This window comes from Streptomyces sp. NPDC033221 (assembly GCF_055577005.1).
The window spans coordinates 1-23,164 of the sequence record NZ_JBVIQN010000025.1; the positions used below are offsets into that span (position 1 = coordinate 1).

Here is a 23,164-nt window from a genome sequence, read left to right on the forward strand (position 1 = left end):
TCTCATCCAGACCCAAGCCGCCGTGCGGGGTGTCACCATCCACATCGTCATCGACTTCGTCCACGTCCTGGAATACCTCTGGGGCGCCGCATGGAGTCTCCACCACAGCGGTGACCCCGCCGCTGAGGACTGGGTCGCCGACCACGCACTGAACATCCTGGCCGGCGGGGCCCTGCACACCGCTGAGGCGATCGAAACCCAGACCAAGATCGCAGCCCTGACGGCCCTTCAGCGTCGAGGCGCGGACGCCTGCATCCGCTACCTCACCAGCAAGGAATCCTTCCTCCAATACGACCGCGCGCTCACGGCGGGCTGGCCCGTCGCGACCGGCGTCATCGAAGGCGCTTGCCGCCACCTCATTGCCGACCGACTCGATATCACCGGCGCCCGCTGGGGCCTGCCCGGCGCCGAAGCCGTACTTAAACTCCGCGCACTGATCAGTAACAGCGACCTTGACGCCTATTGGCGCTATCACCTCGCCCGGGAGCACCACCGCATCCACCAAACTGCCGACCAGGACCAATACGGGCTCACGGCCTGATCAGCACGGTCACTACAACGGAGCTACACCCGGGGCCGTATGAAGTACAAGCTCCTGAGCCTGGGCGGCGGATGCCACCACGGCGAGGCGCACCGCAGCAGCGGTGGCACGTGCTTGTTGCCAGGCTGCCTTGCAGGCATTGACCAGGGCAGCTCGCTCACCGCATCACACCGATGCCACCAGCCAGCAGCACCGCAAGCGGGCCACCGCACCACATCCGCTCCGAGCCCGTATCGACCGGCGTCGTACGGGCCCGGTCGTGTCGTCGGGCAGGCTCGGTTGTTACGCGGTTCACTCGCATTCAGATACGGAGGTACCCGCGCCGTACGGCGTGTTCATCGACTTCTTCGGCGCTCGCTGGCAGGGCCCGCCCCCGCCGCGCCACCGCGCGGCCGGCCGGTGGTGCCCGCCCCTGGCCTGAGCCTGCTGAGCGTTACCCGCTGTAGTTCTGGCCGGGGGGCTTACCGGGAATCGGCTTCGCGATGAGAGCGGCGGGGGTGAAGAAGCCGATATGGGCGATCGCCATGATGAGCGTCCACAGCGCCTTGTCGCCGTGGTGCGCGGACGCCTTGGCGTACAGCTCATCGGGGACCCGCTCCCCGGACGGGTTGGGGGTCAGGACGGCCTCGACGAGTTCCAGCGCGACCCGTTCGGCGTCGGTGAAGTACGTGGCGTCCCGCCAGGTCGCCACGGCGGTGATGCTGCCCTTCCGCATGGTCGTCGGGTCGGCCATGGGTGTGGACATGGCGAGGCCCTCCCCTTTCGAACTCAACTCGTGGTGTTGCGTGCCGCTCCGGGTCGTTTGTTCGCGCGGCGTCCTGACGAACACGAGACGCCGGCTCCCCGGCGCCTGTAACAGCCGCGGTCATGTGACGTAGGCCACCGATCGGGGGTGTTACAGAACGTCGGGGGCCGGCGTCTCGTGGGCAGAGCAGGGCTGGGAACGAACAGGCGGGAGCCGGGTATGAGCGAGCGCAGCGAACGCACCACGGGCGCAGCCGAGCCGCCTGACCGTGCCGACCGGGCGGGGTCGGTGGACTCCGCCACCGAGGTGTTCGTCGCCCACCGCAATCTGCTGTTCACCGTCGCCTACGAGATGCTCGGTTCGGCTGCCGACGCCGAAGACGTTTTGCAGGAGAGCTGGCTGCGATGGGTGGGTGTCGATCCGGCGACCGTGCGGGAGAAACGTGCCTATCTGGTGCGGATCGTCAGCCGACAGGCACTGGACCGGATGCGTGCGCTCGGCCGGCGTAAGGAGTCGTACGTCGGGCCATGGCTGCCCGAGCCGTTGCTGACCGCGCCGGACGTGGCCGAGGACATCGAACTGGCCGACAGCATCTCGATGGCGATGTTGCTGGTGCTGGAAACGCTCGCGCCGGTCGAACGGGCGGTGTTCGTGCTGCGCGAGGTGTTCGATCTCGAGTACGACGAGGTCGCCGAAGCCGTCGGCAGGAGCCCGGCCGCGGTCCGCCAGCTCGCCTATCGGGCACGGGCACACGTCGCCGCGCGCCGTCCACGCGGCACCGTCTCCCCGGCCCAGACTCGAGCCGCGCTCCAGGCCTTCCAGCGAGCGGTCGAAACCGGCGAGTTGCAGAGACTGCTCGACATCCTCGCGCCGGATGTCGTCGCCCTGAGCGACGGCGGCGGAGTCAAACACGCCCTGCTGCGGCCCATCGTCGGCGCGGACAAGGTGGCCCGCCTGCTGGCGGGCGGCTGGTGGAAGCGCGACGCCGAAAGGACGGTCGAGCCGGTTCAGATCAATGGCGGCCCGGGGCTGCTCGTCCGGGTCAACGGGGAGGTCGACGGCGTGGTGGCTGTGCGGGTCGAGAACGGCTGCGTCACCGGGGCCTACCATGTCCGCAATCCCGAGAAACTGTCGCGTGTGGTGCAGGAGACTGCTGTCAGCCGCTGAGCTTGACCTTCGGTGGGCGCTTCCCAGGCCGTTCAGCACCGGTCGAAACCTGGTCCGGTCTGGATCCCGCTCGGATGATCAACGCGCGGCCGGCGCATACGGACGCGATCGGAACGCGGTCCTCTTGATGCTCGGCGGCGCGACGGTTCGCCGCCGGGCGAGCATGCCGGGGCGATAGAGGACTGCACATCGCGCAGCGCGTAGCGTCGACTGCCGCCGATCTGGCCAAGACGGACGCGACACATTGGAGGGCCACCGACAACGCGGGCCGTACGGCCGCCTACGAACTCGACGGCACAGGCCCCCTGATCCGCACGACCGACGCCGAGCACAGCACCACCACCTCCGGCTACGACGGCAGCGGCCGCCTGGAGAGGATCACCACGGTGGAGTCCCGAGCCACCGTCTTCACCTACGGCGACCTGAGCCGCGCTCCAAGACGTACAAGAACCACCTGATGCAGATCGCGACCGACGCGATGGGCAACGTCACCACCTGTTGACCCGTACGGCGGAGAGGGGACACCCAGTGCACGCTCAAGTAGGTGACCGCCTTGTCCTAGCAGATCGAGTCGGCGCAGGGTCTGGTCGAGAAGTTCAGGTCATTGAAGTATTCGGTAGCAATGGGGAGCCGCCGTATCGCGTGCGCTTCGAGGATGGGCATGAATCCATTCTGAGTCCTGATTCCGGCACGGTGGTTCGCCGCGGCGGACCCGCACCCAACTAACGCGTCACACCACCGTCTCAAGAGGGCCCGCCTACCAGCGGGCCCTCTTGAATGTGCCGCACGGGCACGGAGGGCCGAACAATCATGCCCGAAAGCCGAGTCCCCGCCGCCCCGGCCGCGAGCGCTGCCTGTGACCGTCTGGCCCTACCAGCTGGGGGGCCGCCTGCGCCGCGCGGAGTTGCGTGGCCACGCCAAGGCCCGCCCCTCGTCGTCACCGAGGTAGCCGTCAGCTGGCTGCGCCATATCTCACAAGAGATCTCCTATAGGCCGGAGACGGTTCGTCAGTGACGGAACCAGTCGGGGTGCGTTAACGGATTATGAGGAAATCATTCATCGTTGCGGCCTCGGCGCTTGCCTTGATCGGCTCTGCCACGCCACTGACTTCGGCTGCCCCGCAAAACGGCCTGCTCCGAGTGGCATCGAAGGAAGCCCCGGAAGTAATCAGCATCATCAAAACTACTATCGAGTTCAACAAGACCATTTTCGAGGGGCCCCGCTCCGCCGTCGACGCGTCGGTTTAGCAGCGCCCCGCACGCGAAACACCACGTAACCCGAGCAGTACACCGACGCCGTGCGGTCGGAGGAGTCGTGGCCTGCTGCGTGGGTCCGTCGCCGCGAGCGCGCCCTCCTCGAACGCTGCTCCAACCAGCTGGAGAGCTTCCGCTGCATCGCCACCCGGGCGAAGAGTCACTCGCTCTATACGAAGCAGCGTTCATCCTCACATCACTTCTGCTCCGGGCAAGGTCCGTTCGGCGACGGGCCCTGGCCCGGCGGTGTGCCGTCCAGCTCCCTGATTTCCACCTCGCTCAGTTCCAGTTCGGCGGCCCGGGCCGAGTCCTGGATGGACGCCGGGCGGCTGGCCCCTGGTACCGGGATCACCACCGGTGAGCGGGCCAGCAGCCAGGCCAGCGCCACCTGTTGCGGGCTGACGCCGCGTTCGGCCGCGATCCGATGGAAAGCCGTACCCGCGGAGGTCGGGCCCGAAGCGCCGTCGAGGGAGCTGCGGGAGATGCCGCCGAGGGGACTCCATGGCAGGAAGGCCAGGCCCAGCTCCGTACACAGCCGAAGCTCGGCCTCACTGTCGCGGACGGCCGGTGAGTACTGATTCTGTACGGAGACCAGCCCGTCGCCGAGAATCGCGTGAGCCTCGTGGATCTGGCCGGTGTTCACATTGGAGATCCCGGCGGCGCGGATCGTACCCGCGTCGAGCAGCTCGCGCAGCGCGCCCACGGAGTCGGCCCAGGGCACGGCCGGGTCCGGTTTGTGCAGCTGGTAGAGGCCGATCGCCTCGGCACCGAGCCGCTTGAGCGAGGACTTCGCGGCGCGCTTTAGGTGTTCGGGGCTGCCAGTGACCGTCCAGCTCCCGTCGCCAGGCCTGCCCCGCCCTCCCTTGGTGGCGACGAGAACGTCCGAGCTGTCACCGCCGTAGCGGGCGAGGGCGCGGGCGACGAGGAGTTCATTGTGCCCGGTCTCGCCGGCGTGCCAGTGGTAACTGTCGGCGGTGTCGATGAGCGTGACGCCGGCGTCGAGGGCCGCGTGGAGGGTGGCGATGGCACGCTCTTCGTTCGGGCGGCTTTCGATGGACAGCGGCATGGCACCCAGGCCGATGGCGCTGACGGTGGTGTCTGCGATGGTGCGGTACTGCATGAGTGTGCTCCTGGTCAGGCGGTCGGTACGGCGCGTATGGGGCGTATGGCGGGTACGGCAGCCGGTACGGGTATGCCGGATGCGGCGAGGGCGGCCCCGTCCACGCGGTCGGCGATGAGGTGTCCGGCGCCCGGGGGCGGTGTGCCGGAGCCCCGGATGATCACGGTGACCCGCTGGCCGGCCGCATGCGGTCGCCGGACCGGGACCGTGCCGAAGTGCCGCTGCCGCCGACGACACAGATGCTTTGCACACCCTCACCCTGGCAACCTGGAGCCACCAGCAGAAGTGCTGACCTACTGCACACGCATTAAGGAATACTGTTGATCGACGTCCAGCGGCTGCGGATCTTGAAAGCGGTGGCCGAGCACGGCAGCTTCAACCAGGCCGCCGCGGTCCTGCTGATCACCCCGTCAGCCGTCTCCCAGCAGGTGGCAGCTCTGGAACGCGCTCTCGGCACCCAGGTCGCTGCGCGCAGCACACGGGGCGTCACCCTCACCCGGGCCGGCCAGATCATGGTCGAGGCCGCGGAGGCGGTCATCGCGGAACTCGCGCACGCCAAGCAGCAGATCGACCGGCTCGGTACGGGCCGGACCAGGCTCACCGTCGCCACGTTCACCAGCGGCGGCAGGTTTCTGCTGCCCGGTGCCCTGGTCCGGCTGACCGCCGAGCATCCGGACACCGAGATCCACGTCGTGGAGGGCGAGCCCGAAGTCACCCTCCCTCTGGTCCGGCAGGGCACCGCGGACCTCGCGCTCGCCTACCATTTCGACGGCCCGCTTCCGGTGCGGCCTGGCGACCGTACGGGCATGGAGTGGACCGAGCTGCTGGACGATCCGCTGTACGTCGTCCTGCCCCAGAGCCACCGGCTGGCCGGGCACAGCTCCCTGGACCTCTCCGAACTCGCGGCCGAACCCTGGGTCCTCGGCTGCCGCAAGACCGAGACCTACCTTCGGCGCTATGCCGAACTCGCCGGCTTCGAACCCCTCATACGAGGGAGCACGACCGACTACTTCTTCGCCTGCTCGCTCGTCACCGCAGGCGTGGGAATCTCGCTGGTCCCGGCCATTGCCTTCACCCCGGCGCCGGCGAATCTGCGCACCGTCCCGGTCAAGCCGCCGGGTCCGGCTCGCCATATCGGCGTCGCCACCGCCCGTAGCCGCCACCAGCCCCAGGTCGCGACGTTGATCCGCGCTCTCCAGGAGCGGGCATCGTCCTTCGGCGGGAGGTGACCGATGAGTCGCGTCGTCTGCCACGCACCATTGTGGCGTAGGACCTGGCCACGGCTTGGAACAAGCGGCGCGTGACCTTCAGGAGCTGACGAACAGGAGCTACGGAACCAGCTGGGCGGCAGAAGCGAAATGGTGCGGTCGGCAGGCTTCACCTGCGGTACGTCGGCGAGAGCGTCGCGGTAGCATGCGCGCCGGTTGCCCGGCAGGTCCAGCACGCTGGCCAAGGCGGGAGCCGAAGACGGGTGTTCAGGGGCGCATCGCCGTCGCCGAATGGTGTAACAGGTCCCTCTCTCGTGTCCCGCATATCCCGCATGTCCCGCGGGCACCAAGCCGCTGAACTGCGGGGGCTGGGCGCCGGCGCGCGACTACACCGCTCCGCGGGACATCACCGAGCGAGGACACGTTCGCAACCTCAGTCGATGCAGAACTCGTTGCCCTCGATGTCCAGCATCGGGATGCACGAATCATTGCCGTCATACAGCGTTTGCACGTGGACCGCTCCGAGCGGGATCAGTCGTGCGCACTCGGCCTCCAGTGCGGCGAGGCGCTCCTCCCCCACGAGTCCGGTGCCGACCCGCACGTCAAGATGCACCCTGTTCTTGACGGCCTTCCCTTCGGGGACGCGCTGGAAGTACAGCCGCGGGCCCACGCCCGAGGGATCGACGCAGGCAAACCATGCGTCCTGCTGCTCAGGCGGCTGGGAACTCTTGAAATCGTCCCACGTGGCGAACTCCTCCGGTGGCGGCGGCACGACATACCCCAACACCTCGCACCAGAAACGGGCGAGGCGCTCAGGTTCCGCGCAGTCAAAGGTGACTTGGAACTTCTTGATCGACATCACCGGGCCACCGTATTGGCACGTGCTCTTCGACGGAACCCCCAGGGGACCTCGGGCCCAGCGCTTCCCCGGCAGCACGTCATGGACGGCCGGGGCCTGATGGAACCCACCCTGATATCGCTCCGTACGGTGTCGCTGGCTGCCGTAGCGGGCCTGGCCAGGCCGATCGACCGTGGACGGGGTCGGGCTATCGGGATGGTCTCGTGTCGTCTGGCGAGGTAGCCTGATGTGCGGTGAGACCTCTGCGGCAGTCCGGACACCGCGTTCGGAGAGAAGCCGGTCTCGTCGTCTCGATGGCCCAGATGTTGGTCGTCGACGACATCCCTCTCGGCCAGGAATTTCGGTCGGTATCCGGTTCGCGTGCGACACCGAAACGATCGGCTCGGCCCAGTTGCCCGTAAGCGAGCGAAGTCATCACCGCCTACTGGTCGGCTTGCTGGATTCGGCGTCATCGCCGGCCACTCCGATGCTGTGCAACATCGCCTCGATGCGGCCGTGCGGCCGGCAAGGCCGACAGCCCGATCGACCGGAATCTTGAACTCCCATGCTGTCCACGAAAGGAAACACAACGGAGATGAACACCCCGACTCGTATCACCCACTGCCCCGAGCGCCAGATGCTCGAATACATGCTTGACCACACCCGGGCCGAACTGATCGACACGGTGCGCGGCCTGTCTGAGGCAGAGTCCCGCCGCCGTCTCGTTCCGTCCATGACGACGTCGATCGGGCTGGTCAAACACGCCGCGTTCGCAGAAAGGAAGTGGTTCCAGCACATCTTGGGGGGTTTGCCGGAATCCGAATGCGACGGTTCGATGGTGGGTGAAGCCAGTTTTGTGGTCAGCGACAATGAAACGGTCGCCGACGTGATCGCCGAATTCGAGCGCGCCGGCGACCGCGCACGAACGATCGCCGCGGACGTCGACCTCGACGCCACCCGACAGCACCCTGCCTGCGGCACCGTGAGCCTGCGATGGGTCTACCTGCTCATGATCCAGGAATTCGCGCGCCACGCCGGCCACAGCGACATCCTGCGTGAGCAGACCGACGCCGTTCGCCGGGCTTGAGGCAGATCCCAGGTCCCAGGTCCAGACCCCAGGTCCCAGGTCCCCCAAGCAGACCTATGGCGGGCGGCGTTCGGCTCATCCCTGCGCGGTGCTGGCGTCCAGGAGCAGGTCGATGGCGTCTTCACGGCACTCGCCTGTAAGTTGCCGAGGGGTAGGCAGGTCAGCGAAGTGGTGTGCGCGGCGTTCGTCAGGCGGGGTGTCTCGCCCTGGCGGCATCAGGACCACCTTCATGGCAGGGGCCGTTCCTCAGCGACAGCCTCAGTCCCTAAAGGCGTCGCTGCGGACAGACCGGCTGGCCAAGGCATCAGGGTCGCCTCGCTTGCCGCCTCATGAGTCCGACCCGCCCTGTCCTCGCGGCCTTCTGTGAGGTGTGCGACTGCTTCACAGCCCAGGGTGAGGAGGGCTTGGTCGAGGTCGGGCTCGCCGGGCAGTGGGCACACTTGCGTCTCACACAACACGACGGGGACACCCCGCTGCTCGGCGTGCTCGGCGACCATGTCGACGGCGGCGGCCTTGAGCTCTACGAGGTAGACCTCCGCATCAGTCTCGTCCAGCTCGGCACGCAACCGGTTGCGGTCGGCGAGAGCACTGCTGGCGTGGACGACGCGGGCGCCGTAGGAGGTGACCAGGTGATCAACCATGCCGGGCAGGGCGGAGGGAGGGGCGGTGGTGAAGAACGCGACGCGGCGTCCCGAGATGTCCGCGGTCGGCCTCGGGCGTAGGGCGGCTGCGATCAGCGGCACGTCACGGACCTGCCCGATCGCCTTGCGCAGCGGCCGCACATCGATGTGCGGATCGGCCAGCGTAAGGATCACCAAGTCGGATACGAGCACCCGGTAGCTGCCGAGGAAGCCGAGCACGCGTTCGGGGCACTGGCTGCCTCCGACCACCAGAATCCGCCGTCGCGCCTGCACCGGGGGCAGCACGGTGCCGCTGCCTTCGAACAGGACCACATCCGGCGAGAGCCGGGCGGCGAGAGCGGCGGCCGCATCGATGTTCGAGGTGAACGGCGTGGCCGCGAAACCGCCGCCGCAGCGCCGTGCCCCCACCGTGGGCACCTTGGCGAACACCGCGTCTTCGACGTAGTCCGACGCGGCGTGCCGGCCTGCGCGGGACAGCTCCAGCAGGCCGGTCAGATCCGGGGAGGCGGTCATCACCATGGGTTCGGCGGGGCCGCCCCGTCCCATCGCGACGACCACGACCTTCCACCTGCTCGCCAGCAGCCGTGCGGTGTGCCCGCTGACCGCGGTCTTGCCGATCCTCTTGCCGGTGCCGGCGATACTGATCGCCGGGACGTCGAACGCTGCCGGCCGGGGCGGCGCGAAATAGAAATCCGCCCCCGCGTACCCGACGCCACACGCCATCGCACAGGCCGCGTACTCCATGCGCTCGCGTCCGCCGACCACGGGCTCGTCCGACAGGTCCACCACCACCTCGGCCCCGCAGGCCGCCACCGCGTCCGCCAGGCTCGCCGACAGGAGCGGCACGCCGAAGTCCGGTGCCCCGCGCAGTTTCTCCGTTCCCCCTACGAGCAGGGCGCCGACGACCCGGCACGGCAGCAGGCGCAGCGCTTCCCGGACCACGTCCGGGTAATGCTCGCCGTCGACCAGGGCGAGCGCCTTCTTCCCCGCCAGCGGGGCAACGTATCCGCCGATCACCAGTCGCCCTCCTCGGTCCCCGGGTCGCCGTGGGCACACGCCGCCGGGGCATTTCGTGCCGCCACCCGTTGCCCACAGGTCCATCGGCCGAGGCGCAGTCGTCCGCACCGGTTCAGGCACCGACAACGTTCATGATCGCGCAGCACCGGCCGCCCGCCACCTGCCAGGGCCAAACGAGTGCGCCTCGGCCCGCCTCGCAAGGGCCTCTTCTCGGCGGCTGGCATACGGAGGAGGGGGCCGGCGAGCGAGGTGTGGGCTGGTGAGCTGCGGGGATCGGCTCGTGGCAGCGTCCGGATGCCCTCTCGGTCTTGCGTGTTGTGGGTGATCGTTGGTGATCTGAGAGTCTGCGACGGGTGCGGCGGCTGCCGGGCGGCTGCCAGGCGTGTCGATAGCGGCCTGCAGTACCTTCGCTGCGCATGTCGTCAGCAGCGAGGACGCCGGAGACGGGCCACGGTCATCCCGCGGCGGGCTGGGCTCCTGTCCGCCGCGGCCCCACCGGGCGGCGGACGCGCGTGTGTTTGGCTGTCGCCGGCGAAGTTCTTGCGGGCGAGGTGAACGAAGGGAGCCGTCCTTCGCGGACGTGATGGTGGACGTGCTCTTTCGGTAGCCCCAGACCGATGCGAGAGCGGACGGACGACGGGGCGTGCCAGGCCGAATGTCGCTGTGGCGCGGACATTGCCGACAGACGAGGGGACAGCCCCGGACGGAGCCGTCCCCCACTGCCGGTCAGGCGCCGGCGTCGGTCACACGCCGGCGCCGCCCGGCGGGTCGATGATCTTCCAGGTCTGTGAGAGGGACGGCGGCGCGTCGTACATGCGGGTCGGTACGACGTACACGTTGTTCTGGGCAGCATGCCCCAGCAGCCCGAGTGCGTAGTCCGCGTACGCCTTCGAGACGATCGCGTAGCTGTCCTCGTGGCCGGGGAAGTCCAGTACCTTGCGGAACTCCCACTTCTGCCGGATGCCCTTGTCGGGAGTCTCCAGAACGGGGAGCCCGCCGGCCCTCGCGGCCGAGGCGGCCAGGCAGCGGCTGTTCTCGTAGCTCTTGATCAGGTGGGTGCCGTCACCTACGGGCTCGATGTACCAGAGGTGCCCCAGCTGGCCCTTGTTGGTCAGCAGCGGGTCGAGGTTCCAGGTCTGGATACCCTGGCCGAGGGCGTCGTGGTAATTGTCCGTCTCCAGGTACGTACCGGTGACTTCGTGGATCAGCATGAACGGGCCGTTGGCCCCCTGTGCCGAGATGTCGGGCATGTCCTCTCGCTTTCTTCGCTCGGGCGGGTTCGAAGAGTTCCGAGGGGTGAGACATTCGCGCGAGTGGTCGGAGGACCTGGAGTCCCCTTGAGTGGGACCCTAGTCGGGCGGGACGACTGAGCTGAGACAGGTTCTCGCCAATCCGCCTGCGACAACGGCCGCATCGAGAATCAGGTCATTCCGCGTCGGCCGCGTGGTTACAGCGGTGACTTCGGGAGTCGTTTCGCGGTGACTGTGGAAGTCGGTGGTTGACCGACTTTGCGATGTCAGTTTGTTTTGAAGTCAGTCGAGGGCTTGCGGTGGGACGGTGAGGTGTGCTTCTCCCGCTGGAGGCCCGATGGGTGTTTCGCAGTCCAAGGTCGCGCTCTACGCGGCGATTCGTCGCGATCATCTGCTGGGGCTGTCGCAGTGGTCCTAGCCGCAGACGCACAACGCGTCTGGCGTACGGTGCGGCGGGCTCTGGACGGGCGCTGGCCCGAGGCCCAGAAGAAGCAGCGGCGCAAGGAGTCCCGGCTCAATGCCTACAAGCCGCTGATCGACGGGATGCTGCGCGCGGACCTGGACGCTCCACGCAAACAGCGCCACACCGCACAGCGCATCTTCGACCGGCTGGTCGAAGGGCATGGGGTGGATGACGTCTCGTACTCAATGGTCCGCGGCTACGTGAAGGCCCGCTGGCCTGAGAGCCGGCGCCAGGCAGAGGTGGGACCTGATGCGGCGTTCATCCCGCAGACACACCTTCCCGGAGCCGAGGCAGAGGTTGGCTTCGGCGACGTCCACATCGTGCCGGCCGGGGTGCCCACGAAGGTCTTCCTCTTCTCGCTGCGGCTGTCCTAGTTCCCGAAGTCGCCTCGCTGGCGGAGCTGAACGTGATGGTCGACCGGTGGGACGTGGCGGACGGAAGCCGCCGGCTGCGGTCTCGCACCCGCTCGACCGGTGAGTCCTTCACCCAGGAGCAACCGCTGCTGAAGCCCCTCCCCCGAGAGGTGTTCGAGACCGGCCGCTGGTTCACCCTGCGCGTGAACCGGTTCAGCCAGATCACCGTCCGCAGTAACGCCTACTCGGTTCCCGTCCGGTTCATCGGCCGCCAGATGCGCGTGCTGCTGCACGCCAACGATCTGGCGGTCTACGACGGCCGCGAGGAAGTCGCCCGTCGTGAACGGGTAGTGGGCCGCGGGGGCTCGCGGATGGTCCTGGACCACTACCTGGACGCCCTGATGCGCAAACCCGGCGCCTTCTCCCGGGTCGATGCCGCTCGAACAGGTGAAAGCAGCGGGAAGGTTGACCCCGATCCATGACAAGTGGTGGGCTGCCGCCCGCGCAGCCCACGGCGAGGCCGCGGGCACCCGGGCCCTGATCGAGGTGCTGCTGCTGGCCCGGCACATGGAGCACGACCACGTCGTCAACGGACTCGCGGCCGCCCACCGAGCGGGGGCACTAACCGCGGATGCGGTCGCGCTGGAAGCGCGCAAGGCCTCACAGGGCGAGACGACGGAAACCTCGTCGCCGATGACTCATTGCGGGGCGCCCCGTTCTGGGGGACCTGCGCCAACGGCACGGCCGGGCGGCCGACGAGAAAGAGGGGTCCTGAGGCCACGCAAACGCGGCCTGACCGAAGAAGCCGCCACCGCCTCGATCGACCAGGCATGCCGAGTGCTGCGGCTGCTCTCCATCCGTCAGCAGTTCCACGACCTCGCCGAAGGTGCTGCCCGCAACCAGATGTCCTACCGCGCCTTCCTCGCGGAACTGCTGATGGCCGAGTGCGACGACCGGGCACGGCGACGCTCCGAACGCCGGATCAAGGCCGCGTCCTTCCCCCGGGACAAGTCGCTGAGGGTCTTCGGCTTCGATACCAACCCAGTATCGACCCGGCCAGCGTCGACACACTGGCCACCCGCGACTGGGTCGAGAAGGGCGAACCGCTCTGTCTGATCGGCGACTCCGGCGCCGGCAAGTCCCACCTGCTGATCGCGTGGGGGCCGAGGCCGCCATGCTCGGCTGCCCAGTCCGCCACGTGCCGGCCACGAAGCTGGTCAACGAACTGGTCGAGGCCGCCGACGAGAAGCAGCTGTCGAAGACCATCGCCCGCTACGGGCGCGTCGATCTTCTCTGTATTGACGAGCTCGGCTACAGGGAACTCGACTGGCGCGGAGCCGAGTGCCATTCCAGGTGCTGACGGAGCGGGAAGAGAAGAACAGCGTCGCGATTGCTTCCAACGAGTCGTTTTCCGGTTGGACGAAGACGTCCACGGATCCGCGGCTCCGCGCGGCCATCGTCGACCGGCTGACCTGCAACGGCGCGATCATCCAAACTGGCCCAAGTCCTACCGGCTCGCCCGCACGAAGGCGGTGGCCGAGCGCGCCGGAGCCAGCTGACCGGCTGTCACGCGGGAGAGCCTCCCGACAGCGGCCCGAACTCAGCCTTCTCGCCATGGGCTGACAAGCTGTGTGGGATCTCTCCGGAGACGGCCTGTCGGGCAGGCCCGGGTGGGTCTGCCCGACGGTGTGCAGTGTGTGACACTCTGCCCGAGCTTTCGGGTGAGGGTGGTGCCTGTGGTGTGGCCAGGCGACCGGCTTACGGATGCTCAGCGATGGCTGGGCCGCCGGTCAGTCGATGCCTTCGATGATGCGGAAGTCGCGCTCGACGCCGTCGGGGAGGACCACCAGCGCCTTCTGGTATGCCTCGCTCTCATATGCCGCGACGGCCTGTTCAAAGCTGTCGAACTCGATCAGAACGACGCGTTGCGTGATTCCGGCCTCGTGGGCGACGACTCGACCGCCACGGGACGGGAGGAGGGACAGGACGCGCCCGCCCCCAGCCTGGACAGCCGTACCGGCCAGCTTGTCGTAGGCAGCCAGCCTCTCAGGGTCGGAAAGGGCGGGGTAGACACTGACCCAGTACCCCTTAGCCATGGAAACCTCCAGTATTCGGCCGGACATGTCCGACTTCGTATTGACACTCGGATCGATCGATTCCGGCGACGGGTACTGCGGTCAGTTGAATCGTCATATGCGCAGGTTAGGGCTTGATCTGCGGTCGGGGGAAAGACCGGTACGGGATAGACTCAGAACGGGTCGTTATCAATCGGCGGGGAGGGCACGTGGCGCCGGATACGGTGAGCCTGCGGTACTTTCTCGTGCTGGCGCAGGAGTTGAACTTCACCCGCGCAGCCGCACGGATCGGTATCGCACAGCCCGCACTCAGCGCCCGGATGCGCCGCTTGGAGGCGGAACTCGGTACGGTCCTGCTGGTCCGCAACACGCGTAGCGTCGTATTGACCACGGCCGGTGCGGCTTTGGCGGAGTCCGCGCCGCCCGCGCTGGCGGCGCTGGACCGGGCATGGGACACCGCCCGGAGCGCGGCGGCCGGTGAACTGGGCACACTGCGCATCGGATACAGCCTCAGCGCCGGGGCCGAGACGGCACCGGCCCTGGTGGACAGGCTGATGCGCGGCAACAGCGGACTCGAGGTCGGCGCGGTCCCGATGGCGACACCGGAGATCTCCCCCGCGGTCGCCGACGGCCGCATCGATGCGGGGATCACCCGCGGTGAACAGCCGGGCCGTGGCGTGCGCCGGTTCCTGCTGCGGCGTGCGCGCATCGGGGTCCAGCTGGCGCAGCACCATCCGCTGGCCGGACACCCGGAGATCGAGATCGCCGACGCGGCCGCGTATCCGCTGCGACTCCCGGACCGTGCGGCCAACCCCGTGATCCACGATCAGCTGTCCGCACTGTTCCGAGACACCCGACCACACCCCCGGATCCACACGCCCGCGGTCTCTTTCGACATGTCTCAGCGCGACCTGCGCGACGGGGTCACCCTCGCCCCGGCCGGAGAAGCCGCGGCCACGGCACAACCGGCCGGTCTCACCTGGCGACCGCTGCGAGGCGCGCCCAGTCTGACGATCCACCTGGTCCTCCCACGCGAGCAGTCGCCGCTACACCGCCGCATCCGTGCCGTCGCCAAAACCCTGGCGCACGAGCTGCACTGGCTGCCGGACTGACGCGCAAGAGGTCAAGCGAGACGGACGCCTGCGGTGGCGAGGCCTTCCGCGGCATCGGCGGGTGCGGGTTCAAAGGTGGGCTCTCAGCGTGCTCTCGATGAGCAGGCGGGCTCGATTCATGCCGAGCAGGCTGCCCCGGCGGAACCCGCCAATCGCACGCGCATGCGACACCAAGAGACGCTGACACTGATCATGTGCAACTCGCCAAAACGACTCCGGGAGTCACCTTGAAACGGCACCCGAAGACACTGACACAGCCAGCCGCGACTGAGGCGTCGTGACGCCCCAGTCGCGGCCACACCGCTGGGCGCTGCCCCCTGTCCCGGCCTCCCGGCCCCCCGGCCGGTGGTTCGCGGCGCCACCGTCACCACCATCCAGGATGAGAGCGAACGGGTCGGTCCGCCCGATGCGGGCTGCATGGAGCGGAAGAACGCTTGCGCGGTGCCAATCGCCGTCGTACGTCGCGGCGGGTGGTCAGCACCAGCCTCCGCCGAGGTGGGAGAACGACTTCCAGGCGGCCTTGGTCTTGGTTCCGGCGACGCCGTCGATGCCGCCGGTGTCGTAGCCGAGGTAGGTGAGGAAGCGCTGGAGGCCGCGGATGGTGTTGGGGCCGACGGCGCCGTCGACGGTTCCGGCGTTGTATCCGCGGTCGTTGAGGAAACGCTGCCAGGCTTTCCAACTGTTGGAGCCCAGCTGACCGTCCACCGAGCCCGGGTTGAATCCGGCGTCGCGGACGTAGCACTGCACGCTCTTGGCCTCGGAGGTGTCGAGACCGAGATTGTTGACGGCCTGGATGGTGAGGGGCCGGGTGGGCGTCTGCTGTGTGGGGGCGGCCGTGGCTGCGGTTGCGCCGGCGAGGGCGCCGATACCGAGAGCGGCGGCCGTGAGGGTTCCTAACAGCGCTTTCGTGAGCGTTCTCGATGCCATGTCTGTTTTCCCCCAATACGGGAGTGACGGGGACGGCGATGACACTACCGTCGACCGTTTGTGAACCAGCGGTGCCGGTTGTGAGGGTTTCGGCGGCTTTGGTTAACGGGCGGAGAAGTGAAGCCGGGGCCGCTGTCGCTTTTCGCCTACCGGGTCAGTACTTCAAGGGCTCGCTGGGATGCGTCGACGACGTCGCGCCACAGAGGAGAAGCGAGGAAAGCACTGTCGGGGGCCTGGCCGCCGACAGCGTCCAGGATCTCGTCGAGGCGGTCCGCGAGGTGCTGCACCGCTGCGGCTTCTGCAGACGTTGCGAGCGTGATGCCGATGGCTGCACGTGTGTCGTCGAGAACACCCGTGTCCTCCAGGGAGTGGAACGTCAGCGTGAAATCGTCGTAGAACTCGGCATGCGGGTATTCCTTGCCTATCCAGACTTTCTGCTGGTACTGGGGGTCGGAAAGTCTTCGCACGGCGGAGATGGCCCTCTCACGCATTCCCGGAAACTGCACTTCCGGCTGGCTCATGATGTGTTTCTCCCCTACCGCTTTCATCGCTCAGCTCACCCCGGCGGTGGGTGGTGAGTGACGGTTCCCGCTGACGTGAAATCGGTGTTTGGGCAGGGCGGTTCCCGCCATCGCGTGCATGGGTGCGCACATGTTCTCTATGGTGGACGTGGCTGAGGGGTCGACCGGTCGGGAGGACTCGTGCTGTCCGTCTTGCGTCATCGCACGTACCGTCGTCTGTTCACCGCGCAGGTGATCGCACTGGTGGGGACCGGGCTGTCGACGGTCGCCCTGAGTCTGCTCGCCTATGACATCGCCGGCCCGGGCGCCGGATCGGTGCTGGGGACCGCGCTGGCGATCAAGATGGTGGCGTACGTGGGGCTCGCGCCGGTCATCAGTGCGCTCGCGCACCGGCTGCCGGCGCGCCCGCTGCTGGTCGGCGCCGATCTGGTTCGGGCGGCGGTGGCATGCGGTCTGCCGTTCGTCACCGAGGTCTGGCAGGTCTACGTCCTGATCTTCGCGCTGCAGGCGGCCTCGGCCACCTTCACCCCCGCCTTCCAGTCCCTGCTTCCCCAGGTGTTGCCCGAAGAGGAGGACTACACGCGGGCCCTTTCCCTGTCCCGCCTGGCGTACGACCTGGAAATGCTCTTCTCCCCCGCGCTGGCCGCCGCGCTGCTGTCCTGGATCACGTACAACTGGCTGTTCGCAGGCACCGTGGCCGGGTTCCTCGCCTCCGCTGTGCTGGTCCTGTCGGCCGCCCTTCCCCCAGCCTCCCGACAAGCGCCGAACGACGGCACGGGCTTCGCGGTCCGGGCTACCCGAGGGGCTCGGCTGTTCCTGGCCACCCCGCGCCTGCGCGCGCTGCTGGCCTTGACCCTCGCGGTGGCCGCGGGCGGCGCCATGGTGATGGTCAACACCATCGTCTACGTACGCGATCACCTGCATCGCACCACCTCGGACGTGCCGCTGGCCCTGGGCGCCTACGGCGCCGGATCCATCGGCGCCGCACTACTGCTGCCCTTCCTCCTGCGCCGTATCGGCGACCGCGCTCTGATGCTGCCCGCCGCCCTGGTGTCGGCCGGTCTGCTCCTCGTTTCGGCCGCCGCCACCCGGGCCACGCCCGGCGGATGGACGTGGCCGGCCCTGCTGGCCGCTTGGGCCGCCTTCGGTGTCACGGAGTCCCTCGTCATGACGCCCACCGGGCGGCTGGTGCGCCGCTCGGCCGCGACCGGGGACCTGAACTCCGCCTTCGCCGCCCAGTTCTCCCTCTCCCACGGCTGCTGGCTGGTGGCCTACCCACTCGCCGGGTGGCTCGGCGCCACGGCCGGGCTGCCCGCTGCCGCGCTCGCCCTCGGTATCGTGGCACTGGCCGCGGCGCTGGCGGCCTGGCGACTGTGGCCCGCTGCGGACCCCGGCCACCTGGCCCACGTGCATACGGCTTTGGACCACGGGCATCCGCACCTGGCCGACGCGCACCGGGCCGATGGCGGGTGGTGGCATGCGCACGACTTCGTCATCGATGACCTGCACCGCCGCTGGCCGGTGCGTACCGCGACCGACTGACTTCCCGTTCGAGGTTCTGTGACCGGGGCCCGGTACGTGGTGCGGCGCCTACCATGTGCGCATGAGCGCACGCGTGCATGCTGCAACTGCACACCCCACGCAACAACAGGACAACGACGAGCGGTTGCAGACCGCCGCGGCCGTCCTGGCGCTGCTCGCCGACCGCACCCGGCTGGCCCTGCTGCAACACCTCACGGAGGGCGAGGCGGACGTCGCCACCCTGACCGCCGCGAGCGGTGCCGCCCGCCCCTCGGTCAGCCAGCACCTGGCCAAACTCCGCCTGGCCGGACTGGTGGCCACTCGCAAGGACGGCCGCCGGGTCGTTTACCGCCTCCAGCACGGCCACCTCAAACGCCTGGTCGCCGAGGCGCTGAGCGTCGCCGACCACCGGATCGGCCAGTTGCCGCCCCACGATTAGCCGTTCAGCCTCGCGAGAGCCACGCACCGAGGGCGACCTCAAGGTGGCGGCGGGCAGGTCAGGGCAGCCGTGCCGGTAGGGGGCTCAGCGTGCCCTTCCAGTCCCACAACGTGTGCCGGGGCTCGTTGACGTACCCGGCGGGAGGCGCCCGAGGGCCGAGGCGAAACGTCAGGAGCGCGATGCGTTGGCCATGGCTTTTCGGAGTGTCATACGTGGCGCTGAGCTGCCGTGACTGACATCAGCTTCCTCTGATGCACTCCCCCGCCGTATTGACCGAGCAGGTCCCTGTGCATACCGGCACAGTTGGGCACCGTGTTTTGTACACATACGGCTCATGACGGGCTACGGGCAGCGTGTGCCAGGGTTGGCCCCATACAAGAGAGCCCGCACCGGGGCCTCGTGGCTCGCAACCTTCGGCCCGGTGGGGCTCTCCCAGGAACGCCCTCCTACGGAAAGAAGAGGCTCCTGTGCACGAGTCTACGGACCACACGACGAATCAACCGCCCTCCGCACCTGCCCCTGACCGGCCGAGGCGGTCGTCGTGGACTCGCCGGTCACGCCCGTTCGTTGCTCAGGCCGCCCGCGGCGCCGCGTACGCCGCAGGCAGCGCGAGTGTCACCACCCTGCTCTGGTGGTGGCAGAACCGGCCCTGAGGGTGAGTCACCCCTCAGTCCGGCCGGCCTGCCTGTCCGGGCCGCTGATGGTCGGCCGGCGCCTGTGTACAAGCCGTGTGCGGGAATTCTTGTCGGGTCGGTGTGGAGTGGGCCTGGACCCACCCCTCCGTACGCCTGGACCCGTACCTCGGCGTCCACGCGCTCCGTAGCGTCGGTGACACGACATCACGGAGGTAGACATGGCGAACACTCGCAACATCAGGGATACCAGGAACACCGACAACACCACGGCCGAAGCCGCACACCGCGACCACCCCAGCACCCAGCAGCCTGTCGGCAGGGCTTTCGGCAGAGTGAGGACGTGCGTACAGCTCTACGGCGTCCTTTGCGCCCTCGCCCTCCTGGGGGTGGCCGCGGTGGCGGTCAGTGGTCAGGCGGTATCCACGTTCATGTGGGTCCGGGCCGTCATTCTGCTCGCGATCGCCCCCGTGCTGCACCGGCTGACCGTCCGTGCCGCGCAGGGAGAGCAACGGCACTTCGAGCGGGTGCGCACGCTCACCGCCGTCATGCCGATCGCGATCATCGTCGTCGACGCGATCCCCGGCGTCTGCCCGCTGTGGTACGCCGTGATGCAGGGCGTGTGTGCGGTGCCCTTGATCGTGGCCGCCTTCCTGACCCGCGGTCCCGCCTTGCGTACAGGTTCGCACCGGAATTCCTGACGCGCCGGAGTCGTTCAGGGCTCCTTGCATCCACTGGGGTCGCGTGGGGACGAGGTCCGTACTCGGTCGACGGACCACGTCCCAAGGCCCACCAGCACGGCCACTCCTGCCGCGTAGACCGGCAGCCACAGGGTCGTGGTGGCGGAGAGGCAGTCGGCGACGGCGGCATGGCCGTGGACGTCCTGTGCTTGAGCCAGGGCGGCGCCGTCGCGGCCGGCCAGGTTCGCCAGTTCTGCCTCCGTTCGGAGGCTTTCGTAGGTGCCCAGCGCGGGGCATCTGTCGCGGGTGTCCGGCATCGGGAACAGCCACGCCCAGCGTTGCAGCATGGGGGCCAGAGCGATGGCTGCGCACAGGCCGACGACCAGCGCATACGCCGCCAGGTTCCGTACGTACGCGGATCTGAGGCCCGGCGTCCACGTCGGCAGCCGGTAGAAGACGAGGATCACCGCGAGAAGCGTCACCCCGATGTAGGTGGCGAACCACTGCCACGAGCCTTGCGCGAGTGCGGCCGTCAGTACGGCGGCGAGTGCGATGCCGATGACGCCCGCCCGGCCGGAAGCGTCTGGGCCCGCGCCGGTGGGTGCCGGGTTCCGGGCTGACTGGCGGCTGGGGTCGTCCACGGTCCCTCCTGTTCCGTTCGGGACCCAGCATCCGGCGATTGCGCAGCGTCCAAGTGGTTATTCCGTCATCGGAAGTCTCCGCTGTCTCCGCCGTCTCCGCCCCCGACAGCTGAACCGGCCGCGGCGCTCTGCGCCCCCGCGGCCGGCGGGCCGCTACTCGCTCTTGCCCGCTCCGCCCTGGGCCCCCTGGCCGTCGCCCTCCGGGTTCTTGTCCAGTATGGCGAAGTCGACCGTCACCTCATCGCCCTTCACCTCGGCCACGGAGATCGTCATCGGCTTGGGCCGGCCCTGGTAGACGGCGGTGCACTGCACGCTCTCCGCCTTCTTCGCCCGCAGACCGCCCGGGCAGCTCACCGAATCCGGCGCCTCGCCACGGAAGGGGTGATCCTTGGCCTGCTTCTCCACCTCCGCGCGCGGCACCACATGGTCCGCTCCGCTCGCGGTGAGGACCGCCCCGCCGTTGCCCGTGTTCAGGCTCAAGGCGACCGCCCCGCCTGCCGCCAGTACGACGACCACGGCCAGGGCGATGATGATGCGCTTCATACGGTGTTCCTCGAAACTCGTTCCGGCGGTTGCTCCCAGGAGGACGCGCGAACCGGCGGCACGGGTTCCGTTACGGCGGTCCCGGCGTTCGGGGTCACTCCCCCACAGCCGGTGGCCGTCCCCGCCGTACGGCCGCAGAGCCGGTCAACGGAATGCACAAGCAGGCATAGGTACCCCCAGCGCTGGGAAACCTGCTGATGACGTCGGCGAATTCCCGGGAACGGGGAGCGCGTTCGAGTCGTGAGCCGGTGAGCGGCGACGCGACCGTATCCGACCGGATCGCCACACTTTTCCTTCCGTAACCGACGCTTTCCTCTCAGCGGCACCCGTTGCATGGACGAGCCGTGCCTCGCCGAAGCCGTACCGGCCCCCAGTGAGAAAGGAACCAGTATGGCCAAGAAGAAGTCCGGCTCCAAGGCCGAGCCGCCTACGGAACCGAGCGACGCATTCGCCGACGCTGTCCGGCAGGACGAGCCGGCCGAAGCGGGCCTCGTACGCACCACCGCCCGCCGGGCGCCCGCGGCCGTCGCCCGTGAAAAACTCCTCAAGGCCATCGCCGGCGAGGCCACCGCCCTCCGCAAGGCCAAACGCAAAGGCCGGTCCGGCAAGGCGCTGAAAAACCTCGCCCTCGCGTACGTCCTGGTCGCCGCGGAGGGCACTCGGAGCGGCTTGGACGCACCCGCCGATACCGGCAGCGGCGACGGGAAGGGATTCCTCCCGTCGATGCGCACCGTTTTCCTGTTGAAGGGAACGAACGGCAGGAAAGACAAGCACGACGGTGCGTGACAGTCGTCGACGGGCGGGCGCGTACCGCAGTCGGCATCCGCGCGACGCGGCCCCGGTCACTCCCGGAGCCGCGTCGCGCGGTCCACGCAACGGACGGGCGGTCGTGGTCAGCCCCGCAGCCGGGCCATCCAGGCCTCCACCTCGTCCGCGGCCCGGGGCAGACCGGCCGAGAGGTTCTCGTTGCCGTCTTCGGTGACCAGGATGTCGTCCTCGATCCGGATGCCGATGCCGCGGAGTTCCTCGGGAACGGTCAGGTCGTCCGACTGGAAGTACAGGCCGGGCTCGACGGTGAGCACCATGCCCGCTTCCAGCGTGCCGTCCACGTACAGTTCGGTGGGTGCCTTGGCGCAGTCGTGGACGTCCAGGCCGAGCATGTGACCGGTGCCGGTCAGCGTCCAGCGGCGGAACAGCCCGAGCTCGTACGCCTCGCCCACCGACCGGTCGCCGAACAGGCCCCAGGCGGCCAGGCGCTCGGTCAGCACCCGCTGGGCGGCGTGGTGGAAGTCGCGGTACTTGGCACCGGGCCGGACCGCGGCGATACCGGCCGACTGTGCCTCGTACACCGCGTCGTACACCTTGCGCTGGACCGGTGTGAAGCGGCCGTCGACCGGTAGGGTGCGGGTGACGTCGGCGGTGTAGAGATTGCGGCTCTCCACTCCGGCGTCGAGCAGCAGCAGGTCGCCCGGCCGGGCCTCGCCGTCGTTGCGGACCCAGTGCATGGTCGTGGAGTGCGGCCCCGCGGCGCAGACCGACGTATAGCCGACGTCGTTGCCCTCGGTCCGCGCACGCGTCCAGAACGTGCCCTCGATGGCCCGCTCGGGAGTCGGCGTGTCGGTGCCGAGGACGCGCACGACGTCCTCGAAGCCACGGACGGTGGCCTGGCAGGCGTGGCGCAGGTCGGCGATCTCGAACTCGTCCTTGACCAGGCGCAGGTCACAGAGCGCGGCACGGAACTCGGTGTCGCGCTCGGCGGTCACCTTGTCGTGCAGGGCGGCGTCGACGCCCGCGTCGTGACCGCGCAGCAGGCGGATCGGCCCGGTGGCAGCGGCGAGCCGGCCGGTCAGTGTGCGGAGGTCGTGGCAGGGCAGGCCGAGGAGCCGCTCGTTCTCGGTGAGGCTGTTGCGGCGGCCGTCCCAGAGTTCCCCGTGGTAGTCGAGCCAGAACTCACCGGACTCGCGGTCGGAGCGGGGCAGCAGGTAGGCGTCCGCCCGGTGCGCGCCGTCTTCGCCGGGCTCCAGGACCAGCACGGCGTCCTGGGACTGGTCTCCCGTCAGGTAAACGTAGTCGGACGAGGGCCGGAACGGGTAAGCGGTGTCGTTGGAGCGGACTTTGGGGTTTCCGGCGGGTATCACCAGCAGTTCACCGGGGAATCGGGCGGCGAGCGCCGCCCGGCGGCGCGCGGTGTGCGCCGCCTGCGGAATGGGGTCGAGGTCACGCCGCTCGGTGTCCGCCCAGCCCTGCTTCATGTTCGCGGCGAGTTCGGTGCTCACGCCCCGGTACAGGCCGTTCTTCCGCGTCCTGTTCTCGTCCGGCTCTTCCGCCACCACGGCCTCCTGAAGTGAATCGCTCACATACGTTCCCGCTCGCTCGCAACCGACGGTCAT

The 23,164-nt window shown here is 68.7% G+C and carries 23 protein-coding genes and 2 pseudogenes; 13 read left to right on the forward strand and 12 right to left on the reverse strand.

Translation table 11 applies throughout. From position 1 onward, the window contains the following. Positions 1–541 (forward strand): annotated as a pseudogene (locus tag ACZ53K_RS27885) (ISKra4 family transposase); the annotation flags it as partial. Positions 542–974: 433 nt separating this feature from the next. On the opposite strand, the gene ACZ53K_RS27890 reads toward ACZ53K_RS27885, so the two are convergent. Next, positions 975–1,286: a carboxymuconolactone decarboxylase family protein gene (locus tag ACZ53K_RS27890; protein WP_468841627.1), complete on the reverse strand. Its 312-nt coding sequence runs from the start codon at positions 1,284–1,286 to the stop codon at positions 975–977. 219 nt (positions 1,287–1,505) lie between these two features. On the opposite strand from ACZ53K_RS27890, the gene ACZ53K_RS27895 reads away from it, so the two are divergent. Both ACZ53K_RS27895 and ACZ53K_RS27900 read left to right on the forward strand, forming a co-directional pair. After that, positions 1,506–2,453 (forward strand): RNA polymerase sigma-70 factor, encoded by a 948-nt coding sequence (locus ACZ53K_RS27895; RefSeq protein WP_468841629.1) that lies wholly within the window; start codon positions 1,506–1,508, stop codon positions 2,451–2,453. Positions 2,454–2,981: 528 nt separating this feature from the next. Beyond that, entirely contained in the window at positions 2,982–3,179 is a 198-nt protein-coding gene (locus ACZ53K_RS27900; protein ID WP_468841631.1) for a DUF1918 domain-containing protein, read from the forward strand. Between the two features lie 723 nt (positions 3,180–3,902). Here ACZ53K_RS27900 and ACZ53K_RS27905 read toward each other — a convergent pair. Beyond that, complete coding sequence (locus tag ACZ53K_RS27905) at positions 3,903–4,826, reverse strand: aldo/keto reductase (RefSeq protein WP_468841633.1); 924 nt, start codon at positions 4,824–4,826, stop codon at positions 3,903–3,905. A gap of 14 nt (positions 4,827–4,840) precedes the next feature. Further along, positions 4,841–4,990, reverse strand: a complete 150-nt coding sequence (locus tag ACZ53K_RS27910; protein WP_468841635.1) for a hypothetical protein — start codon at positions 4,988–4,990, stop codon at positions 4,841–4,843. 156 nt (positions 4,991–5,146) lie between these two features. Between ACZ53K_RS27910 and ACZ53K_RS27915 the strand changes: the two genes are divergently transcribed. Then, entirely contained in the window at positions 5,147–6,055 is a 909-nt protein-coding gene (locus ACZ53K_RS27915; RefSeq protein ID WP_468841637.1) for a LysR family transcriptional regulator, read from the forward strand. 412 nt (positions 6,056–6,467) lie between these two features. On the opposite strand, the gene ACZ53K_RS27920 is transcribed toward ACZ53K_RS27915, so the two are convergent. Then, a complete protein-coding gene (locus tag ACZ53K_RS27920; RefSeq protein ID WP_468841639.1) occupies positions 6,468–6,896 on the reverse strand; it encodes a VOC family protein in 429 nt (142 codons plus the stop codon). Positions 6,897–7,467: 571 nt separating this feature from the next. Here ACZ53K_RS27920 and ACZ53K_RS27925 point away from each other — a divergent pair. Next, positions 7,468–7,959: a DinB family protein gene (locus ACZ53K_RS27925; RefSeq protein ID WP_468841641.1), complete on the forward strand. Its 492-nt coding sequence runs from the start codon at positions 7,468–7,470 to the stop codon at positions 7,957–7,959. A gap of 227 nt (positions 7,960–8,186) precedes the next feature. Here ACZ53K_RS27925 and ACZ53K_RS27930 read toward each other — a convergent pair whose 3' ends face one another. Together ACZ53K_RS27930 and ACZ53K_RS27935 are read right to left on the reverse strand one after the other, a co-directional pair. Then, positions 8,187–9,617 (reverse strand): hypothetical protein, encoded by a 1,431-nt coding sequence (locus ACZ53K_RS27930; RefSeq protein ID WP_468841643.1) that lies wholly within the window; start codon positions 9,615–9,617, stop codon positions 8,187–8,189. A gap of 743 nt (positions 9,618–10,360) precedes the next feature. Next, positions 10,361–10,867, reverse strand: coding sequence for an RICIN domain-containing protein (locus ACZ53K_RS27935; protein ID WP_468841645.1), 507 nt, complete (start codon positions 10,865–10,867; stop codon positions 10,361–10,363). Positions 10,868–11,275: 408 nt separating this feature from the next. Between ACZ53K_RS27935 and ACZ53K_RS27940 the strand changes: the two genes are divergently transcribed. From ACZ53K_RS27940 to ACZ53K_RS27950, 3 genes and pseudogenes are all read left to right on the forward strand, one after another. Continuing rightward, the gene (locus ACZ53K_RS27940) at positions 11,276–11,704 is read left to right on the forward strand and encodes a hypothetical protein (RefSeq protein WP_468841647.1); all 429 of its coding nucleotides are present in this window, start codon (positions 11,276–11,278) and stop codon (positions 11,702–11,704) included. Between the two features lie 35 nt (positions 11,705–11,739). After that, positions 11,740–12,165, forward strand: coding sequence for a Mu transposase domain-containing protein (locus ACZ53K_RS27945; RefSeq protein WP_468841846.1), 426 nt, complete (start codon positions 11,740–11,742; stop codon positions 12,163–12,165). A 211-nt stretch (positions 12,166–12,376) separates the two neighbouring features. Beyond that, positions 12,377–13,306 (forward strand): annotated as a pseudogene (locus ACZ53K_RS27950) (ATP-binding protein). 167 nt (positions 13,307–13,473) lie between these two features. Here ACZ53K_RS27950 and ACZ53K_RS27955 read toward each other — a convergent pair. Beyond that, positions 13,474–13,779 (reverse strand): DUF1330 domain-containing protein, encoded by a 306-nt coding sequence (locus ACZ53K_RS27955; protein ID WP_468841649.1) that lies wholly within the window; start codon positions 13,777–13,779, stop codon positions 13,474–13,476. A gap of 188 nt (positions 13,780–13,967) precedes the next feature. Here ACZ53K_RS27955 and ACZ53K_RS27960 point away from each other — a divergent pair, with 188 nt between their 5' ends. Continuing rightward, positions 13,968–14,870, forward strand: coding sequence for a LysR family transcriptional regulator (locus ACZ53K_RS27960; protein ID WP_468841651.1), 903 nt, complete (start codon positions 13,968–13,970; stop codon positions 14,868–14,870). A gap of 474 nt (positions 14,871–15,344) precedes the next feature. On the opposite strand, the gene ACZ53K_RS27965 is transcribed toward ACZ53K_RS27960, so the two are convergent. Then, a complete protein-coding gene (locus ACZ53K_RS27965) occupies positions 15,345–15,797 on the reverse strand; it encodes a peptidoglycan-binding domain-containing protein (protein WP_468841653.1) in 453 nt (150 codons plus the stop codon). A gap of 146 nt (positions 15,798–15,943) precedes the next feature. Beyond that, entirely contained in the window at positions 15,944–16,318 is a 375-nt protein-coding gene (locus ACZ53K_RS27970; RefSeq protein WP_468841655.1) for an SCO4402 family protein, read from the reverse strand. Positions 16,319–16,498: 180 nt separating this feature from the next. Between ACZ53K_RS27970 and ACZ53K_RS27975 the strand changes: the two genes are divergently transcribed. The 3 genes from ACZ53K_RS27975 (at position 16,499) to ACZ53K_RS27985 (ending at position 19,611) form a co-directional block, all read left to right on the forward strand. Next, positions 16,499–17,860 carry an MFS transporter gene (locus ACZ53K_RS27975; RefSeq protein WP_468841657.1) on the forward strand — a complete coding sequence of 454 codons (1,362 nt, stop codon included), beginning with the start codon at positions 16,499–16,501 and terminating at the stop codon, positions 17,858–17,860. 61 nt (positions 17,861–17,921) lie between these two features. Continuing rightward, positions 17,922–18,278 (forward strand): ArsR/SmtB family transcription factor, encoded by a 357-nt coding sequence (locus tag ACZ53K_RS27980; RefSeq protein WP_468841659.1) that lies wholly within the window; start codon positions 17,922–17,924, stop codon positions 18,276–18,278. 853 nt (positions 18,279–19,131) lie between these two features. Further along, the gene (locus ACZ53K_RS27985) at positions 19,132–19,611 is read left to right on the forward strand and encodes a hypothetical protein (RefSeq protein WP_468841661.1); all 480 of its coding nucleotides are present in this window, start codon (positions 19,132–19,134) and stop codon (positions 19,609–19,611) included. Between the two features lie 14 nt (positions 19,612–19,625). Here ACZ53K_RS27985 and ACZ53K_RS27990 read toward each other — a convergent pair whose 3' ends face one another. Further along, positions 19,626–20,231: a hypothetical protein gene (locus ACZ53K_RS27990; RefSeq protein WP_468841663.1), complete on the reverse strand. Its 606-nt coding sequence runs from the start codon at positions 20,229–20,231 to the stop codon at positions 19,626–19,628. Positions 20,232–20,384: 153 nt separating this feature from the next. Beyond that, entirely contained in the window at positions 20,385–20,774 is a 390-nt protein-coding gene (locus tag ACZ53K_RS27995) for a DUF4333 domain-containing protein (protein ID WP_468841665.1), read from the reverse strand. Between the two features lie 390 nt (positions 20,775–21,164). Between ACZ53K_RS27995 and ACZ53K_RS28000 the strand changes: the two genes are divergently transcribed. Beyond that, the gene (locus ACZ53K_RS28000; protein WP_468841667.1) at positions 21,165–21,560 is read left to right on the forward strand and encodes a hypothetical protein; all 396 of its coding nucleotides are present in this window, start codon (positions 21,165–21,167) and stop codon (positions 21,558–21,560) included. 107 nt (positions 21,561–21,667) lie between these two features. On the opposite strand, the gene ACZ53K_RS28005 is transcribed toward ACZ53K_RS28000, so the two are convergent. Then, positions 21,668–23,164, reverse strand: a complete 1,497-nt coding sequence (locus ACZ53K_RS28005) for an aminopeptidase P family protein (RefSeq protein WP_468841669.1) — start codon at positions 23,162–23,164, stop codon at positions 21,668–21,670.

Bases quoted from the DNA above. Each gene is read 5' to 3' on its own strand.
- ACZ53K_RS27925 (WP_468841641.1), top strand. From the start codon at position 7,468: ATGAACACCCCGACTCGTATCACCCACTGCCCCGAGCGCCAGATGCTC.
- ACZ53K_RS27965 (WP_468841653.1), bottom strand. From the start codon at position 15,797: ATGGCATCGAGAACGCTCACGAAAGCGCTGTTAGGAACCCTCACGGCC.
- ACZ53K_RS28005 (WP_468841669.1), bottom strand. From the start codon at position 23,164: ATGACCGTCGGTTGCGAGCGAGCGGGAACGTATGTGAGCGATTCACTT.
- ACZ53K_RS27895 (WP_468841629.1), top strand. From the start codon at position 1,506: ATGAGCGAGCGCAGCGAACGCACCACGGGCGCAGCCGAGCCGCCTGAC.
- ACZ53K_RS27980 (WP_468841659.1), top strand. From the start codon at position 17,922: ATGAGCGCACGCGTGCATGCTGCAACTGCACACCCCACGCAACAACAG.
- ACZ53K_RS28000 (WP_468841667.1), top strand. From the start codon at position 21,165: ATGGCCAAGAAGAAGTCCGGCTCCAAGGCCGAGCCGCCTACGGAACCG.
- ACZ53K_RS27995 (WP_468841665.1), bottom strand. From the start codon at position 20,774: ATGAAGCGCATCATCATCGCCCTGGCCGTGGTCGTCGTACTGGCGGCA.
- ACZ53K_RS27935 (WP_468841645.1), bottom strand. From the start codon at position 10,867: ATGCCCGACATCTCGGCACAGGGGGCCAACGGCCCGTTCATGCTGATC.
- ACZ53K_RS27905 (WP_468841633.1), bottom strand. From the start codon at position 4,826: ATGCAGTACCGCACCATCGCAGACACCACCGTCAGCGCCATCGGCCTG.
- ACZ53K_RS27985 (WP_468841661.1), top strand. From the start codon at position 19,132: ATGGCGAACACTCGCAACATCAGGGATACCAGGAACACCGACAACACC.
- ACZ53K_RS27890 (WP_468841627.1), bottom strand. From the start codon at position 1,286: ATGTCCACACCCATGGCCGACCCGACGACCATGCGGAAGGGCAGCATC.
- ACZ53K_RS27955 (WP_468841649.1), bottom strand. From the start codon at position 13,779: ATGGCTAAGGGGTACTGGGTCAGTGTCTACCCCGCCCTTTCCGACCCT.
- ACZ53K_RS27970 (WP_468841655.1), bottom strand. From the start codon at position 16,318: ATGAGCCAGCCGGAAGTGCAGTTTCCGGGAATGCGTGAGAGGGCCATC.
- ACZ53K_RS27945 (WP_468841846.1), top strand. From the start codon at position 11,740: ATGGTCGACCGGTGGGACGTGGCGGACGGAAGCCGCCGGCTGCGGTCT.